Origin of the sequence: Streptomyces sp. NPDC087263 (genome assembly GCF_044744645.1) — a bacterium.
In the GTDB taxonomy this organism is placed as follows: domain Bacteria; phylum Actinomycetota; class Actinomycetes; order Streptomycetales; family Streptomycetaceae; genus Streptomyces.
Map to the genome: position 1 here is coordinate 281,960 of NZ_JBIUYT010000004.1, position 16,093 is coordinate 298,052.

Annotated in this window: 13 protein-coding genes and 1 pseudogene; 8 read left to right on the forward strand and 6 right to left on the reverse strand. The window is 68.8% G+C overall.

Annotation, left to right across the window (positions count from 1 at the left end; all coding sequences use genetic code 11):
- The first annotated feature begins 147 nt into the window (after window positions 1-147).
- Both aspS and ACIPC1_RS14590 read left to right on the forward strand, forming a co-directional pair.
- Window positions 148-1,911: an aspartate--tRNA ligase gene (gene aspS / locus ACIPC1_RS14585; RefSeq protein ID WP_402516760.1), complete on the forward strand. Its 1,764-nt coding sequence runs from the start codon at window positions 148-150 to the stop codon at window positions 1,909-1,911.
- A gap of 132 nt (window positions 1,912-2,043) precedes the next feature.
- A complete protein-coding gene (locus ACIPC1_RS14590) occupies window positions 2,044-2,985 on the forward strand; it encodes an intradiol ring-cleavage dioxygenase (protein ID WP_402516762.1) in 942 nt (313 codons plus the stop codon).
- Between the two features lie 112 nt (window positions 2,986-3,097).
- Here the strand turns inward: ACIPC1_RS14590 and ACIPC1_RS14595 are convergent, their stop codons facing one another.
- Entirely contained in the window at window positions 3,098-3,523 is a 426-nt protein-coding gene (locus tag ACIPC1_RS14595) for an ATP-binding protein (RefSeq protein ID WP_402516763.1), read from the reverse strand.
- On the opposite strand from ACIPC1_RS14595, the pseudogene ACIPC1_RS14600 reads away from it, so the two are divergent.
- From ACIPC1_RS14600 to ACIPC1_RS14615, 4 genes and pseudogenes are all read left to right on the forward strand, one after another.
- Window positions 3,479-3,919: pseudogene (locus ACIPC1_RS14600) on the forward strand (DUF5753 domain-containing protein); the annotation flags it as partial. The gene ACIPC1_RS14595 and the pseudogene ACIPC1_RS14600 sit on opposite strands and share 45 nt — an antisense overlap.
- Before the next feature lie 3 nt (window positions 3,920-3,922).
- Window positions 3,923-4,102 (forward strand): DUF397 domain-containing protein, encoded by a 180-nt coding sequence (locus ACIPC1_RS14605; protein ID WP_402516765.1) that lies wholly within the window; start codon window positions 3,923-3,925, stop codon window positions 4,100-4,102.
- Between the two features lie 205 nt (window positions 4,103-4,307).
- The gene (locus ACIPC1_RS14610) at window positions 4,308-4,673 is read left to right on the forward strand and encodes a hypothetical protein (RefSeq protein WP_402516767.1); all 366 of its coding nucleotides are present in this window, start codon (window positions 4,308-4,310) and stop codon (window positions 4,671-4,673) included.
- Window positions 4,674-4,887: 214 nt separating this feature from the next.
- Window positions 4,888-6,363 carry a DUF2079 domain-containing protein gene (locus ACIPC1_RS14615; protein WP_402516769.1) on the forward strand — a complete coding sequence of 492 codons (1,476 nt, stop codon included), beginning with the start codon at window positions 4,888-4,890 and terminating at the stop codon, window positions 6,361-6,363.
- 49 nt (window positions 6,364-6,412) lie between these two features.
- Here ACIPC1_RS14615 and ACIPC1_RS14620 read toward each other — a convergent pair whose 3' ends face one another.
- Window positions 6,413-7,066: a peptidylprolyl isomerase gene (locus ACIPC1_RS14620; protein WP_402516771.1), complete on the reverse strand. Its 654-nt coding sequence runs from the start codon at window positions 7,064-7,066 to the stop codon at window positions 6,413-6,415.
- Between the two features lie 237 nt (window positions 7,067-7,303).
- Between ACIPC1_RS14620 and ACIPC1_RS14625 the strand changes: the two genes are divergently transcribed.
- Both ACIPC1_RS14625 and ACIPC1_RS14630 read left to right on the forward strand, forming a co-directional pair.
- Window positions 7,304-8,392, forward strand: a complete 1,089-nt coding sequence (locus ACIPC1_RS14625; protein ID WP_402516773.1) for a glycosyltransferase — start codon at window positions 7,304-7,306, stop codon at window positions 8,390-8,392.
- 313 nt (window positions 8,393-8,705) lie between these two features.
- A complete protein-coding gene (locus tag ACIPC1_RS14630; protein ID WP_402516776.1) occupies window positions 8,706-9,557 on the forward strand; it encodes a hypothetical protein in 852 nt (283 codons plus the stop codon).
- 85 nt (window positions 9,558-9,642) lie between these two features.
- On the opposite strand, the gene ACIPC1_RS14635 is transcribed toward ACIPC1_RS14630, so the two are convergent.
- The 4 genes from ACIPC1_RS14635 to ACIPC1_RS14650 form a co-directional block, all read right to left on the reverse strand.
- The gene (locus ACIPC1_RS14635) at window positions 9,643-10,119 is read right to left on the reverse strand and encodes a hypothetical protein (RefSeq protein ID WP_402516778.1); all 477 of its coding nucleotides are present in this window, start codon (window positions 10,117-10,119) and stop codon (window positions 9,643-9,645) included.
- A 116-nt stretch (window positions 10,120-10,235) separates the two neighbouring features.
- Window positions 10,236-11,960, reverse strand: a complete 1,725-nt coding sequence (metG, locus tag ACIPC1_RS14640; RefSeq protein ID WP_402516780.1) for a methionine--tRNA ligase — start codon at window positions 11,958-11,960, stop codon at window positions 10,236-10,238.
- 162 nt (window positions 11,961-12,122) lie between these two features.
- Window positions 12,123-13,661 carry a VWA domain-containing protein gene (locus ACIPC1_RS14645; RefSeq protein WP_402516781.1) on the reverse strand — a complete coding sequence of 513 codons (1,539 nt, stop codon included), beginning with the start codon at window positions 13,659-13,661 and terminating at the stop codon, window positions 12,123-12,125.
- 380 nt (window positions 13,662-14,041) lie between these two features.
- A complete protein-coding gene (locus ACIPC1_RS14650) occupies window positions 14,042-15,979 on the reverse strand; it encodes an FUSC family protein (RefSeq protein WP_402516783.1) in 1,938 nt (645 codons plus the stop codon).
- Between the last annotated feature and the right edge of the window lie 114 nt (window positions 15,980-16,093).

Genomic DNA, 16,093 nt, shown 5'->3' on the forward strand with positions numbered 1-16,093 from the left:
GGGGGGAGTGATCTTGGCGTGGCCGGTAGTCTTGGGGAAGTTTCACGTGAAACAGAGCTCGATCCACGGCTCTGTTCACGGCTCGATCGGTTCCGATCCGTTCACGTGAACACAGCCCCTGATCCGCAAAGACTGGATGAAACGACGATGCATCGGTACAGGTCCCACACCTGCGGCGAGCTCCGCGCCTCTGACGTCGACAGTGACGTCCGGCTGAGTGGCTGGCTGCACAATCGGCGCGACCTGGGCGGCATCCTCTTCATCGATCTGCGCGATCACTACGGCATCACGCAGCTCGTCGCCCGCCCCGGCACGCCCGCCTATGAGGCGCTCGACAAGATCTCCAAGGAGTCGACGGTCCGCGTCGACGGCAGGGTCGTCTCGCGCGGCGCGGAGAACGTGAACCCGGATCTGCCGACCGGCGAGGTCGAGGTCGAGGTGAGCGAGGTCGAGCTGCTCGGTGCGGCGGCCCCGCTCCCGTTCACGATCAACGCCGAGGACGGGGTCAACGAGGAGCGGCGCCTGGAGTACCGCTTCCTGGACCTGCGCCGCGAGCGTATGCACCGCAACATCCTGCTGCGTACGGCCGTGATCTCGGCGATCCGTCACAAGATGACGGCGCTGGGCTTCAACGAGATGGCGACCCCGATCCTGTCCGCGACCTCCCCCGAGGGCGCCCGTGACTTCGTGGTCCCGTCCCGGCTGAACCCGGGCAGGTTCTACGCCCTCCCGCAGGCTCCGCAGCAGTTCAAGCAGCTGCTGATGATCTCCGGCTTCGACCGCTACTTCCAGATCGCGCCCTGTTTCCGCGACGAGGACGCGCGCGCGGACCGTTCGCCGGGCGAGTTCTACCAGCTCGACGTGGAGATGTCCTTCGTCGAGCAGGAGGACGTCTTCCAGCCGATCGAGAAGCTCATGACGGAGCTCTTCGAGGAGTTCGGCGGCGGCCGCCATGTCACCTCGCCCTTCCCGCGCATCCCGTTCCGCGAGTCGATGCTGAAGTACGGCTCCGACAAGCCGGACCTGCGGGCCAAGCTGGAGCTCGTCGACATCACCGACGTCTTCGAGGGCTCGGAGTTCAAGGCGTTCGCGGGCAAGCACGTGCGCGCCCTGGCGGTGCCGGACGTCGCCGGGCAGTCGCGGAAGTTCTTCGACGGCCTCGGTGACTACGCGGTCGAGCAGGGGGCGAAGGGCCTGGCGTGGGTGCGGGTGACCGAGGACGGTTCGCTGAACGGCCCGATCGCCAAGTTCCTGACCGAGGAGAACGTCGCGGAGCTGACGAAGCGCCTGTCGCTCGCCGCGGGCCACGCGGTGTTCTTCGGCGCGGGTGAGTTCGACGAGGTCTCGAAGATCATGGGCGCGGTGCGGGTGGAAGCCGCGAAGCGTGCCGGTCACTTCGAGGAGGGCGTCTTCCGCTTCTGCTGGATCGTCGACTTCCCGATGTACGAGAAGGACGAGGAGACCGGGAAGCTCGACTTCTCGCACAACCCGTTCTCGATGCCGCAGGGCGGCCTGGAGGCCCTGGAGACCCAGGACCCGCTGGACGTCCTGGGCTGGCAGTACGACATCGTCTGCAACGGCGTCGAGCTGTCCTCCGGCGCGATCCGGAACCACGAGCCCGACATCATGCTCAAGGCCTTCGAGCTCGCGGGCTACGACCGTGACACCGTCGAGGAGCAGTTCGCCGGCATGCTCCGCGCGTTCCGCTTCGGCGCCCCGCCGCACGGCGGCATCGCGCCCGGCGTCGACCGCATCGTCATGCTTCTCGCCGACGAGCCGAACATCCGCGAGACCATCGCGTTCCCGCTCAACGGCAACGCGCAGGACCTGATGATGGGCGCGCCGACGGAGCTGGAGGAGTCCCGCCTCCGCGAGCTGCACATCTCCGTACGGAAGCCGCAGCCGAAGTAGACCTTCGTCCGCGTCCCCCACGGGTTCGAATGGCTCGGAATCGACACCGGTTCCGAGCCATTCTCATGTGGTCCTCGGGAACCCCCGTCAATCACAGCGCTTTGACAGGTTCACTTCATAATCTCCGCGGTCATGACTGAGAACCCCCAACACACAGCAACAGAACAGGAACTGACGCGCCGTCGGGTCATCGTCGCCGGCGGTGCGACGGTCGCGGCAGCGGGTCTGGCGGCCGGCCTGGGCGCGAACGCCTTCGCGGGCGACGGCTCACTCGGGACGGAACCCGCGAGCTCGTCCGGCACCCCGGAGGCCTGCTACGTCCTGACCACGGAGACCACCGAGGGTCCGTACTACATCGACGCCGACAAGATCCGCCAGAACGTCACCGAGGACGAGGAGGGCATCCCCCTCGCCCTCCGGCTCAAGGTGATCGACGCCGAGACCTGTAGACCGGTACGGAACGCCGCCGTCGACATCTGGCACTGCTCGGCCCTGGGCATCTACTCGGGCTACGAGGACATGGGCAACGGCGGTGGCGGCGGCCCCCGGCCCACCGGCGTCCCCACCGGCCCGCCCCCGACGGGCGGCCCCGGCGGTCCCGGCGGTCCGGTCCACCAGGAGCCGACCGACGACGAGCGCTATCTGCGCGGCACGTGGCGGACGGACAAGCACGGCTTCGTCACCTTCAGGACCGTCTTCCCGGGCTGGTACCAGGGCCGCTGCGTGCACATCCACGTCAAGGTTCACGTGGACGGCGAGTGGACCTCCTCCGGATACGAGGGCGGCCACACCTGCCACACGGGCCAGCTCTTCTTCGACGAGGAGTCGGTGCTCGCCTCCGCCGAGCTGGACCCGTACTCGACGAACACCATCGCCCGCACGACCCTCGACGAGGACACGATCTACCCCGACAACGGCGCCGAGGGCGGCCTTCTCCACCTCAGGTACGACAAGAGGCACCTCGCCCGGGGTGTCCAGGCCGACCTGACGCTGGGCGTGGCCCCGGACGAGAACGAGAACGAGAACAGCACGGACACGGCGCCGAGCGCGTCGGCGCCGGCTTCGGTGTCGTAGCTCTCGATCTGGTCGGCCAGGGCCCGGAACTCCACTGGTTCCGGGCCCTTTGTGCCCTCGCGTCCTGGGTAACGGGATACCGAGTACCGCGAAGACGCGGCCGGAGGAACGTTCACGCTGCCCAAGTCAGTTCGCACCAGATGTACTTGCCGGTGTCGGCGATGTGCCGGGGGTCCCGCTGCTGTACCCATCCCCAGCTGTCCGCGCGGCTGTGGACGAGGGCGAGGCCGCGGCCCGTCTCGGCGTCCGGGGCGGTCTGGCGGGCGAGGCGGGGCGGTGCGGGGTCCGCGTTCCAGACCCCGATACGCAGGGCGCCGCCCTCTGCACGGAGCCGTATGGCGGCGGGGCCCTTCGTGTGCTGGACCGCGTTCGTGACCAGCTCCGTCGCCACCAGTTCGGCCGCTTCCGTGAGGTGGGGGAGGCCATGGGTGGCGAGGATCAGGCGGAGGGTGCGGTGGCAGATGGTGACGGCTCGGAGGTCGTTGGGGACTGGCGCCCGGAGCTCCCGGAGAGTGAGCTGGAGCCGAGGGTCGAACACCGGATGCGCCGAAAGGCAGCCCTCTTCAAGGACGGGGCGGCCCCGTACTCGGCGGTGCTGCACGAGTCCGTGCTGCGTACACGTGTCGCGGACCGGCGTGTTGCTCGCGCCCAACTCGAGGAAATCCTCAGGGAGTCAGAGAATCCGCAGGTCACGGTGCGCGTTGTCCCGTTCGACGTGGACGGCTTCGCCGGGGCGAGTTCAGCTCTGGTCTACACGGGCGGGCGGGTACCCGCGCTGGACACCGTTCAGCGGGACACCCCGTACGGCTCGGCTTTCCTGGACGCCGCTGCCCAGCTCCAGTCCATGCGAACACTCTTCCGTAAGGTGGAATCGGCTTCCCTGGAGCCCGCCCGCTCGCGGGACTTCATCCACCGCCTGGCGAAGGAGCTGTAAGACGTGACTCAGTGGCAGAAGTCGTCGTTCTCGGGTGGCGCGGACGGCAACGAATGCATAGAACTCGCCCAGCGCGAAGGCGCCTTGCTCCTCCGTGAAAGCGAAGAGCCCACTCGAGTACTCCCCGTGTCCCGCGACAGCCTGCTCGCCCTCCTGCGGCAGGCCCAGACGAACCGCGCGTGACCGAAGACGACTTCACGCAGACCCTCCGGCGCGCTCCCCCTGCGGAGGACACCCGCCATGGCCGGGGCCAGACTGGACAGTAGGCGGTGATTGGCAGATCCGTCCCAGCCCTGGCAGCCGTGACCAGGCCTTGTCGGAGTCATGTCTGGGACCGATCCGCCAGTCCCCGCGGATCCATCCGGAGCGGAACCGACCTGGAGGAGTCATGACGGCAACCACGCGGACTGAGACTCCCGTCGCGATCGAGGGCGGCGGTGTGGAGGTGCGCACGCGGGAGATCGGGGGAGACATGAGTGTCGCCTTCGCGCGGCTTCCAGGGGGCACGGACATGACACCGGCGGTCAAGGGCCTGCCCGGTGACTCGTGCCAGTGCCCGCACTGGGGCTACCTGTTCAAGGGACGGCTGAAGATGCGCACCGAGCAGGGGGACGAGATCTACGAGGCGGGGCAGGCCTTCTACTGGGCGCCCGGTCACGTCCCGGAAGCGCTTGAGGACTGCGAGTACGTGGACTTCTCGCCGACGAAGGAGTTCAACGAGGTGATCGACCACATCAAGGCGCAGCTGGGATGACCCGGCCCACGGGGCGCTGCTCGGGGAGTGGGATTGATCGGAGTGATGGAAGTGGTCCGGCATGAGCGGGCTGAAGGATTTCCAATCATTGTCGGGTTAGGTCGGCTATTCGGAGGATTCTGTCCGTACGGGAGATGATTCGGAGTCGGGTACAGGCAAATGCTGGCATCTTGAGGGCCTTCGGACGCCGTAGCCGCTCTGGAAAGGCACCGTCATGCAGGCATCCCCCGCCGACAGCGCCACGCTCCCGCCTCAGCAGTCGCAGCTCGGCGAGCAGACGCGAGCAGGGGATTCCCCCAGGAGCCACTCCAGGATTCCGTGGTGGATCTGGGCCCTCGCGGGAGCGCTGTTCTTCGCGTACATGACGCTGTCCCTGCGCCTCCATCAACGGATGCTCTCCAACGCCTTCGACCTGGGAATCTTCGAACAGGTCATCCGGTCCTACGCGGAGGGCCACCTTCCCGTCTCCGAGGTGAAGGGGCCGGACTTCCCTGTGCTGGGGGACCATTTCCACCCCGTTCTGGCGCTTGTCGCTCCGCTCTACCGGCTCTGGCCGTCGCCGATGGTGCTTCTCGTGGTGCAGGCCGCGCTGATCGCCGCGAGCGTTCTGCCGCTGGCCCTCTGGGCCCGTCGGACACTGGGCGCAGCGGCCGCGGGGATCATCGGCACCTGCTACGGCCTGTCCTGGGGTATCGCGAGTGCGGTCGGCGTCGACTTCCACGAGGTGGCCTTCGCCGTACCGCTGCTCGCGTGCTCACTGGCCGCGCTGGGGAGTGACCGGCTTCGTGCCGCGGCGTTCTGGGCGCTGCCCTTGCTGCTGGTGAAGGAGGACCTCGGGCTCACCGTGGCCGTGATTGGCCTCTTCATCGCGCGGCGAGGGGATCGCAGGCTGGGGATCGGCACCGCCGCGGCCGGTCTGTGCGGGACGGCCCTGGCGATGCTGGTGATCCTGCCGGCCTTCAACCCGCAGGGGTCCTACGCGTATACGCACTGGCTGACGACAGGTCCGGAAGGCGGCGGCGAAAGCGGGCTGTCGGATCTGCTGTACAAGGTCACGATCGGTCTCATCACCCCCGAGGCCAAGGTCACGACGTTGCTCTTCCTGCTGGCGCCCACGCTGTTCCTGGCCCTGCGGTCCCCGCTGTTGTGGGTCGCGCTGCCGACTCTGGTCTGGCGCTTCGCCTCCGGGCTCTCCACCCACTGGGGGACCAGCTACCACTACTCGCTCGTACTGATGCCGATTGTCTTCGCCGCCTTCATCGACGCCCTGGTCCGGAGGCAGCCGAGCGGGGTCAGCCTGCGGCGCTATCTCGTGGGCTCGGCCGCGATCACGGCCCTGATCCTTCCGCAGTACCCGCTGTGGCAGTTGGTCAGGCCGGAGACCTGGCGGACCGATCCGCGGATCGCCGTCGCCCATGGCCTCATGGACCGCATCCCCGACGGCGCGACGGTTCAGGCGTCCAACCAGCTCGTGCCCCAGCTCACCGGCCGCACGAGTGCCAGCCTCTACGGCTGGGCCGACAGCCGCCCCGACCCGGAGTGGATCATGGTGGACACCCTGGTACCGCAGCATCGGCGCTGGCCGCAGAGTTTCGGGGAGGAGAAGATCTCCCTGGACCGTGCCCTGGCCGAGGGATACCGCACCGCGGCGGAACAGGACGGCTTCGTACTGCTCACCCGCGCGGGCTGACGGACACCGCCCAGGGCCGGCCGGAGTGATACCTGCCCGCCCGGCGGGCCTACCGCAAGGCCACCGACTCGATGACGACGGGCTTGCGCGGTCTGCCGTCGGTGGATCCGTCCGACGTCCCGGCCACGCCGATCTCCTGCAGTACGTCCATTCCCCCGACGACCTTCGCGAACGGAGTCCACTGGGGCGCCATGCCGACGTCCGGATCGGCGTAACTGATGAAGAACCGGCTTCCATTCCTCCCCGGTGTCACCTTGGCCATCGCCACGGTGCCCGCACGATAGTCCGCGCCGTCGAGGTTCTCGTCGGGGAAGAAGTACCCGGGATCGGATTTGCCGTCCCCTTTGGCGCCGCCGCATTCCAGAACATAGATTCCCCGGGTGGTGACGCGGTGGCATTCGCTGCCGTCGAAGTACCCCTTGCGGGCCAGGAAGGAGAACGAGTTGGTTGTGCAGGGCGCGTCGCCGGTCAGGGCCTTGAGCGTTACCTCTCCTCGGTTGGTGACCAAGGTGGCAGTCAACGGGCGGGCGGCCTTTTCGGCGTCGAAGACGGGGATGTCGGTGGGCTTCCCGCGCTCGGTGGCCGTGTAGGAACACGCTGCCTGTGGCCTGGAATCAGCGTCGAGGGTGGTCAGGGAGACAGACATCCAGGTCAGCGCCGAGCCGACACCGGTGACGGCGAGAGCCATCGTCGCGGCCGCCACCACACGGTTCCTGGGCCGTGGGTAATCCCTCAGTTTTCCTGGCCATTTACTGATGGGCATTCATTCCCCGATCGTGGTGGGTTGCACTGGCCGACACGACGCCGAGAGCGTATCCAGGCGTATTTGGATCAGGGCCGGCGACACACACCGTTCCCGTTTCCTATCGGCGCGCCTCAGACGTTCCTGCCAGGGAGCTGGAATTTCATGAGGATCGTGAATCCAACGGTATGCCTGAACATGATCGTCAAAGACGAAGCGCCGGTGATTCGCCGCTGTCTGGAATCCGTCCGCCCCTTGATCGACACGTGGGTCATCCTGGACACCGGCTCCACCGACGGCACCCAGGACGTCATCCGTGAGGTTCTCGGGGATCTGCCCGGCGCCCTGTACGAGCGGCCCTGGAAGGGTTTCGACGGGAGCCGCAGCGAGGCGGTCGACCTCGCACGCGACCGTGCGGACTACCTGCTGTTCATCGACGCCGACGACCTGATGGAGGTGGAGGAGGGGTTCCGTATGCCGGAGCTGACACATGACGCCTATCGCGTCGCCCTCCACGACGGGCCGATCATCCACTGGCGCCCCGCCCTGGTCTCGACCCGGCTGCCCTGGCGCTATGTCGGTGTCCTGCACGAGTACCTCGACTGCGGGAAGGAGTACAGCCGCGGGATGTTCAAGGGCGCCAACATCCTCTCCGTGGGAGGCGGGGCACGCCTGCGGGAAGGCCAGCGGAAGAAGTACCTGCGCGATGCGGAGATCCTTGAGGAAGGCCTGGTCGAGGAGCCCGACAACGCCCGCTACGTCTTCTATCTCGCACAGAGCTGGCGCGACGCCGACGAGCCGGAGAAAGCACTCGCCGCCTACGACCGCCGGGCGGCCATGGGCGGGTGGGGCGAGGAGGTCTTCTGCGCCCATCTTTATGCCGCGCGGCTCGCGGCACGGCTCGAAAGGCCGGCCGCCGAGGTGATGGACCGCTATCTCCGCGCCCACGAGAGCAGGCCCTCGCGCGCCGAAGCCCTCGGCGATCTGGCGCGCTTCTGCCGCGAAAACGGCCCGCGCTGGCCGCTGGCCCATCTCTTCGCGAAGGCCGCGGCGCAGATCCCCTATCCGAGCGACATCCTGTTCGTCGAGTTCGACTGGTACGACTGGCGCGCACTCGACGAGCTCGCGGTGGCGGCGTACTGGACCGGGAACTACCAGGAGTCCATGGCCTGCTGCGAGCGACTCCTGGACGGCGAGAAGCTGCCCGAGGGACAGCGCGAGCGTGTGACCCACAACCTTGAGTTCGCCCGAAGCAAACCGGGCGAATGCGAACTGGTGATCGCCTGACCGCGCCGGGATCACGCACAGGCAGACTGGCGGCCGCACGGCAACACCGCTCGCGGCGATTCGGACCGGGAGACCCTAGGCACAGGAGCCCTGAGCCTTGTGAAGGCTCGCCGGTACGCGGTGCCGAATTCGCTGTCGCGCACGCACCCATCTGTGGATGCCCAGTACGCCGATATGTTGATAACTCCGTCGAATTCTTAAGGCGTTGCTCCTGCGATCCGATGTTGCCGAAGGATGCTCGAACGTTTTTCCGGAATGGAATCTCGAACGTGTTTCTGGGACATCACTCGATCCACATCATGAGGAGCAGTGTATGAGTCCTGAACATCGGAACCGATCGCCATTCGGTCCGCTTCCCCTGCGGAACGCGTGGCTGACCGGCGGCACCATCGCCTCGCTCGCACTAGTGCTCTCGAGCATCGCGACCCCCGCGGGCGCCATGGCGCGCAACGCCGATCCGGCCAACGGGACCACCGTGGCGAGCCCGTCGACCGGGGACCCCTGCAAGAAGCCGAGGCCGAAGCCAGGGCCGAAGGGGATGACCGCCGGGCCTGTGGCCAACGCAGCCCACGACAAGTGCAAGGTCGGACCGACGGGGCCTACGGGGCCCACGGGTCCCACCGGTGCGACGGGTGCCACGGGTGCGACCGGTGCGGGTGCGACGGGTCCGACCGGCGCGACAGGGCCGACCGGGCCAGGAGCCGGTGCCACGGGCCCGACCGGCCCGACCGGTCCCACGGGCGCGACCGGCGCCACCGGCGCGACGGGCCCCTGTACCGACATCGACACCTACGCGCCCTCGGGCTCGGAGGAGTTCAGCGCCGCGCTCGTCAACGGTGTGGCGTACGCCGGGCGCAGGGACAACACACCGGCGCTGGGCGACTACGAGTGGACGGACCTCAGCGACAACGGGAACTTCCCGGACGACGCCTGCGGTATCTCCATCGCGGCCCAGGGCAACGACGCCTCGGTGAAGGTGGTGACCACGGAGGGCGACGTCTGGGAGACGCTGGGCATCACGAACGGGAACAACTTCACCTGGACCGACGGCTGGGACCAGCTGGTCGGGCCGACGGACGTGCTCCGCGCCGTCATCAAAACCAAGGGAGACCTGAACACGATCGGCTCCCTCAACGGACTCGCGACGAACAGGAAGGGTTCCTGACACCCTCCTGACACCTGCGGCCCGCCGCGCGCGCTGCTGTGCGCGCGGCGACCCGGGGCAGCCCCGGACGGCTTGCGCTGCCTGGTCAGGTGTCGTACGAGCCGTCCCAGGGCTCGGTGAAGGCCAGGCGGTCCGGGTAGAGCTCGGCCCAGGTCTCTTCCTCGTCCTCCTTGATCACCAGGCCGAACAGGACGCCGTCGACGGTGACTTGGAAGGGGCGGATCGCGATGTCCAGGTACGAGCGCCGGGGGAGGCTTCGCAGGAGTTTCCCCAGGTGGGCCTCGGCCCGGGCGAGGACCGAGCCCTCGGAGTGCGGGGCGCGGTGCTGCTCGGCCCAGGTGCCCGCGCACCAGATCTCCGAGTCGCGGTACCGGCCCTCGGAGTCGAAGGTGTGAAGCACCGTATAGAGACGCTTGTGCTCTTCCCAGCCGTCGTCGGGACGGAACCCTTCGGGGAAGGCATACGTGACCGACGCCAGGAACTGACCATCCGCGTAACGGCCGATGGCCTCGGTGCGGTGGTTCGGTTCGTACGCGATCGGGATGACCTCGGGGACTGCCATGGCGAAACCATACGGGTGGTCGCGGACATGCCAGCGCCGGGGGCGGTTTCCAGCCTGGCGGATTTTGTGAAGAGGCCCGGCACCACAGGGTGCCGGGCCTCTTCACCACGCCATGACTACTCCGGTGCGCCGCCGAAGCGCTCCTTGTACGACTCCAGGTCCTCGTCCGTGATCTTGGCGAAGAGCACGGGGGGAACGGTGAAGGCCGTACCGGCGGGGACCGCGGTCAGCGCCTTCGCCTCCTCCGCCGTGACCCAGGTCGCGGTGTCGTCGGGAAGGGAGAAGGCCGAGCGCATGGCTGCCGCCGACGCCGGGATGAAGGGCTCCGACACCACCGAGTAGAGGTGGATCAGGTTCATCGCCGTACGCAGGGTCAGGGCCGCGCCGTCCGGGTCCGTCTTGATCTCCAGCCAGGGGGCCTTCTCCTCCAGGTAGGAGTTGCCCGCCGACCACAGGGCGCGCAGTGCGGCGGCCGCCTTGCGGAACTGGAGCGCCTCCATCTGGGACTCGTACTCCGCGAGCAGGCCCGCGATCTCCTCGCCGAGCCGCGCCTCCGCCGCACCGGCGTCCGAGCCCGCCGGGACCTCGTCGCCGAAGCGCTTGCGCGAGAAGGACAGGACCCGGTTGACGAAGTTGCCCAGCGTGTCCGCGAGGTCCTTGTTCACCGTCGCCGTGAAGTGCTCCCAGGTGAAGGACGAGTCGTCGGACTCGGGGGCGTTGGCGATCAGGAAGTAGCGCCAGTAGTCGGCGGGGAGGATGTCCAGGGCGGCGTCGGTGAAGACACCGCGCTTCTGGGACGTGGAGAACTTTCCGCCGTAGTACGTCAGCCAGTTGAAGGACTTCAGATAGTCGACCTTCTTCCACGGCTCGCGCACGCCCAGCTCGGTCGCCGGGAACATCACCGAGTGGAAGGGCACGTTGTCCTTGGCCATGAACTCCGTGTAGCGGACCGGGTTCTCGCCGGAGTCGGCGTCGTACCACCAGGACTTCCAGTCCCGGTTCTCCGGGTCCAGATCCGACCACTCCTTGGTCGCGCCGATGTACTCGATCGGCGCGTCGAACCAGACGTAGAAGACCTTGCCCGCCGCCGCCAGCTCCGGCCAGGTGTCGGCCGGGACCGGGACGCCCCAGTCCAGGTCACGGGTGATCGCGCGGTCGTGCAGGCCCTCGGTCAGCCACTTGCGGGCGATCGAGGAGGCGAGCTGCGGCCACTCGTCGCTGACCTCGTCGATCCACGCCTCGACCTCGTGCTGCAGCTTCGACTGGAGGAGGAAGAGGTGCGTGGTCTCCCGGACCTCCAGATCGGTGGAGCCGGAGATGGCGCTGCGCGGGTTGATCAGGTCGGTCGGGTCCAGGACGCGGGTGCAGTTCTCGCACTGGTCGCCGCGCGCCTTGTCGTAGCCGCAGTGCGGGCAGGTGCCCTCGACGTAACGGTCCGGGAGGAAACGGCCGTCCACAGGGGAGTACACCTGGCGGATCGCGCGCTTCTCGATGAAGCCGTTCTCGTTCAGGCGGCGGGCGAAGTGCTGGGTGATCTCGCGGTTCTGCGGGCTGGAGCTGCGACCGAAGTAGTCGAAGGCCAGCGCGAAGCCGTCGTACACCGCCTTCTGCGCGTCATGCGCCTGCGCGCAGAACTCGTCGACCGGGAGGCCCTGCTCCTTCGCGGCCAGCTCGGCCGGGGTGCCGTGCTCGTCCGTCCCGCAGATGTAGAGGACGTCGTGGCCGCGCTGGCGGAGGTACCGGGAGTACACGTCCGCCGGGAGCATGGACCCCACCATGTTGCCCAGGTGCTTGATTCCGTTGATGTACGGAAGGGCGCTGGTGATGAGGTGTCGAGCCATTGCGGGCTGCTCCCAGGTCGGTACGTGGGGTGACGATCGTCGTTTCAGGTCGTGTCGTCGGTCGTCTTACGAACCTTGAAATCGTATCCGACATGGGTAGGCCGCCCGCCTCCCGTTTTACCGGGTGGGAAGCGGGCGGCCGTTGTGAGGTGCGGGTGGGGGTTACGGGCGCCAGTTCGCCAGTACGCCCTCGTAGACCTCGGCGTCCGTCAGTTCGCGCGGGGTCGGGCCCGCGTGGAAGAAGGCCGTGTTGCCGGTGCTCAGTTTGCGGAGGTAGTCGAAGGCCTTGTTGTCCTGCTCGCCGAAGGCGACGAAGGAGAAGAAGACGGAGGGGTGGTTCTTCGCCGCGTCCGTGAGGGACTGGGTGGCGGGGGTCTTGGCGTCCGGGGCGCCGTCCGTCTGGAAGACGACGAGGGCGGGGGCCGTGGTGTCCGACTTCTGGTGGTGCGTGAGGACTTCTTCCACGGCCGCGTGGTAGCTCGTACGTCCCATGCGGCCGAGGCCTGCGTGGAGTTCGTCCACCTTGTTCTCGTGGTCGGTGAGGGTCAGCTCGCCGGTGCCGTCCAGCTCCGTGGAGAAGAAGACGACGTGGACCGTGGCCTCGGGGTCGAGGTGGGCGGCGAGGGCGAGGGTCTGCTCGCCCAGGGCCTGGGCGGAGCCGTCCTTGTAGTAGGCGCGCATGCTCGCGGAGCGGTCCAGGACGAGGTAGACCTTGGCGCGGGTGCCGGTGAGGTTCTGCGTCTTGAGGGCGGTGTCCGCCTCGGTGTAGGCGGTGAGGAGACTTGCGGGTACGGCTGCCTGGGCGGCGGCCGGGGTGAGCGGCGCCGGCTCCGTCGCGGGGGTTTCCTCGACCTCCTCGGCGTCGGAGGTTTCCTGAACCTCCCCCGCCTCGGGGGTCTTGTCGGCCTCGGGCCGGTGGGTGGGCACCCGGCCTTCGGCCGGATCGGTCTTCCCGCCCGCACCACCCGTGACACTTTCGTCGTCGGCTGCGGGTGGCCCCTGTGGGGGCTCGTCGCCGTCGGCGGCTTCCGGTTCGTCCGCCTTCGCGGCGAGCGGAGTCGGGTCCTCGGTGGCGGTGGCGGTGGCGGTGGCGGTGGCGGTGGCGGTGGTGTCGTCGGCGGCCGGCTCGGCCGCTGCTGCCGCAGGCTGCTCCTCGGCCTTCGGCGCCGGGGTCTCCTCGACCTCGACCTCGACCTCGGGGGTCGCCTCGGCCTTCGGTTCGGGGGTCTCCTCGACCTCGACCTCGGGCTCCGGAGTCGCCTCGGTGACCTCGGCCTCCGGCTCGGAGGCCTCCGGGACCTCGGCGACGGTCTCGGGTTCAACGACCGGCTCGGGCGTCTCCACCTCAGCCTCGGCCTCGGGCTCTGCCGCGACCTCCGCCTCCGCCGCAGGCGGCGCCGTCGGTTCCGGTTCCGGGTCCCGCTTCGGCGTCCTAGCCGAAGGAACCGTCACATTGTCGAACGCTGCCGAGACCAACTCGTCCACGACGGACGGTTGGGGGGCGGGGGTCGGAGCGGGGAGCTCCGTGGCTGGTTCCGGCCGGAGTTCGGAGGACGGCGCCGGAATCTTCGGCTCGGCCTCCGGTGCGGAAGCCTGTGCCGGAACCGTCGGAGTCGAAGCCTCCCGCGAGGTCTCCCCGTCGGTGTCACGGCCCTTGCGTGAGCGGCCGAACGCATTCCGCAAGACGGTGAGAATGCCCATGTGCGCAACCCTTCGCGTGAGTTGGTGCCCGTCAATCCCTGGCCAGGACGGACACGTAAGGTTAGCGGTCACAGCTGGTGATCTTGGGCAGGGGCGGAGTACGGGGCCCGCACTCGTCAAGACCGCGTCCCCGTCGCGACCCGCGCCCCGCCGCACAAGCGCCCCACCAGCCCTCTCGGCAAGCCCCTGCGACCAAGCCCCTCGCCGGCGCTATCCGAGTAATCCCCACACGTCTTCGGATCCCAGGGGTTCACCCCCCGTTCATTCCGGTGGCCTGTTTCCGCACATACGCACCACCTGGCGTCACGCTGAAACCAAGGCAAGAAAATGAGGAACGGCAGCTCGCACCCGGCCCCGTCCTCCTACCTGCCCGCCGCCTGTCAGTGCGGCGAAGTGATCGCCCGTGCCGCCGCGACCTCCTGCCGCAGTGGTTCCAGGACGCTGCCCGACGGGCCGGTGAGGTCGGTGCGGACCTCGAAGAGTACGTCGGTCTTGTGCAGGCCCTCGGACAACTCCCGCAGTTGCAGGGTGACTTGGCCGACCTCGCCGGAGGAGGGCCGGGCGGCACCGTGCCGGATCCGTACCCCGGCCGCCGTTGTCGCGTCGACGATCCGTTCCACGGCGACGACGAGCGGCAGCCAGCCGGCGGCGCGCCGGCCGCTGGGCGGCGGTTCGGTGAGGGCGCGCTGGAACTCCGTACGGATGGCGGAGAGATCGCGGTAGAGGCCGCGGCGCATCCGGGCGCGGGTGGCGGAGTCGGCGTCGTCGCCGAACGCGTACTCCACATACCCGGCGGTGTCCGCGACCGCGTCCGCGAGCCGGTCGCCGACCCGGGTGTGCCAGCTCTCCGGCCACAGCAGATACCCGGCGACGAGGGCGATCGCGCACCCGATGAGGGAGTCGACCAGGCGGGGCACCACCAGGGCGGTGCCCTGGTGGTTGAGGACGTCCGAGAGCAGCAGGATCACCGGCGTGACGGCGGCGGTCTGGTAGCCGTACCCGCGCCGGGTCAACGCCGGGATGAGCGGCGCGAGGACGAACATCACCGGCACGTCCCACCAGCCGAGCGGTACGACGGCGAGGACCCCGGCCGCGACGACGAGCCCCGCGACCGTGCCGAGGGCGCGCAGCAGAGCACGTGAGAACACCGAGCCGAAGTCGGGCTTCATCACGAAGGTGACGGTGAGGGCGACCCAGTACGAGCGCGGCACCGGGACGATCGAGACAAGGGCCTGTGCGAGCCCGATGCACAGGGCCAGGCGCAGGCCGTAGCGCCAGGAGGCGCCGGACAGGATGACGTTGCGGGCGGCGCGGGCGGCGCGCACATGCAGGGCGGCGGGCCTGCCGAGCGGGTCGTCGACGTTGCGTGCGTCCGCCGCCTGGTGGGTCACCACGGCGGCCGCGTGCCGCAGGGCGTGGTCGACGGCGCGCGCGGTCTCGTTCTCGGGCACGGGGAGCTTGAGCCCTATCGGGCCGCTGTAGCCGGTCTCCACGGCCTCGGCGAGGTGGCGTAGGGCGGCGGGGACTTCGGCCGGCAGCGGCTTCCCGTACTGGTGGGCCGCTGGAGCCGCTTCCACGACGGGTGTCACGGCGTTGAGCTGGGCCAGCAGACGCACCAGTTCGGGGTTGCGGCCGTGGTGGAAGGCGCGCCGGGCGAGGACGAGGTCGTAGGACTGGTTGAAGGACTGGGTGACGGCGAGGCGGATGTCGTCGTACTTCGCGGTTCCGCTCGCGGCGAGCAGATCCGCCACCGTGCGGTAGCTCGCGGCCACCGCGGCCCGTTCGGGCACCCCCGACCGCAGCGGCCAGGCGAGCAGCGCCAGGACGAGCACGAGGAGCCCGCCGCCGGCCATCAGCAGCGGCGCCAGCCACCACTGGCCCGGCAGGGGGAGTCCGGCGCCGATCGCGCAGTTGAGGAGCAGAAGTAGGCCGGACACGGAGGCCACGGCGCCGATCGACGAGATCATCCCGGACAGGAGCGCGACGGCGGTGACGGCACCGACGGTGAGCCAGCCATGTCCGAACGCGAGGGAGCCGATGGTGACGCCGGCCGCGCCGAAGAGCTGGGGGACGGCGATGTTGAGGATCCGCATGCGGTAGGCGTCGGCGGTGTCGCCGATGACTCCGAACAGGGCGCCCATGGAGGAGAGGGCGCCGTACGCCGGCTGTCCGACGGCGAGGCCGATGGCGAGCGGCAGGCTCATGGCGATCGCGGCGCGGGCGACGGCGGCCCAGGGGATGGGGGCCGGTTGCGGTTTGAGGTTCCTGACCAGCCAGTCGGGAGGGCTGAGGCTGCTGATCGGGAGCTGGCGGAACATGCCCCTCAGTATGGCGGCCGGCCCTGTCTCAGCCGCGTTGGTGGAGGGTGAGGTCGGCGACGAGTGTGTGGTGGTCGGGGCGGGTGAGGGTGAGGAAGGGGGCTTTGCGTGTCG

Coding starts and splice junctions, on each gene's coding strand:
- aspS (WP_402516760.1), top strand. CDS start 148: ATGCATCGGTACAGGTCCCACACCTGCGGCGAGCTCCGCGCCTCTGAC.
- ACIPC1_RS14590 (WP_402516762.1), top strand. CDS start 2,044: ATGACTGAGAACCCCCAACACACAGCAACAGAACAGGAACTGACGCGC.
- ACIPC1_RS14610 (WP_402516767.1), top strand. CDS start 4,308: ATGACGGCAACCACGCGGACTGAGACTCCCGTCGCGATCGAGGGCGGC.
- ACIPC1_RS14615 (WP_402516769.1), top strand. CDS start 4,888: ATGCAGGCATCCCCCGCCGACAGCGCCACGCTCCCGCCTCAGCAGTCG.
- ACIPC1_RS14625 (WP_402516773.1), top strand. CDS start 7,304: ATGATCGTCAAAGACGAAGCGCCGGTGATTCGCCGCTGTCTGGAATCC.
- ACIPC1_RS14630 (WP_402516776.1), top strand. CDS start 8,706: ATGAGTCCTGAACATCGGAACCGATCGCCATTCGGTCCGCTTCCCCTG.
- ACIPC1_RS14635 (WP_402516778.1), bottom strand. CDS start 10,119: ATGGCAGTCCCCGAGGTCATCCCGATCGCGTACGAACCGAACCACCGC.
- metG (WP_402516780.1), bottom strand. CDS start 11,960: ATGGCTCGACACCTCATCACCAGCGCCCTTCCGTACATCAACGGAATC.
- ACIPC1_RS14645 (WP_402516781.1), bottom strand. CDS start 13,661: ATGGGCATTCTCACCGTCTTGCGGAATGCGTTCGGCCGCTCACGCAAG.
- ACIPC1_RS14650 (WP_402516783.1), bottom strand. CDS start 15,979: ATGTTCCGCCAGCTCCCGATCAGCAGCCTCAGCCCTCCCGACTGGCTG.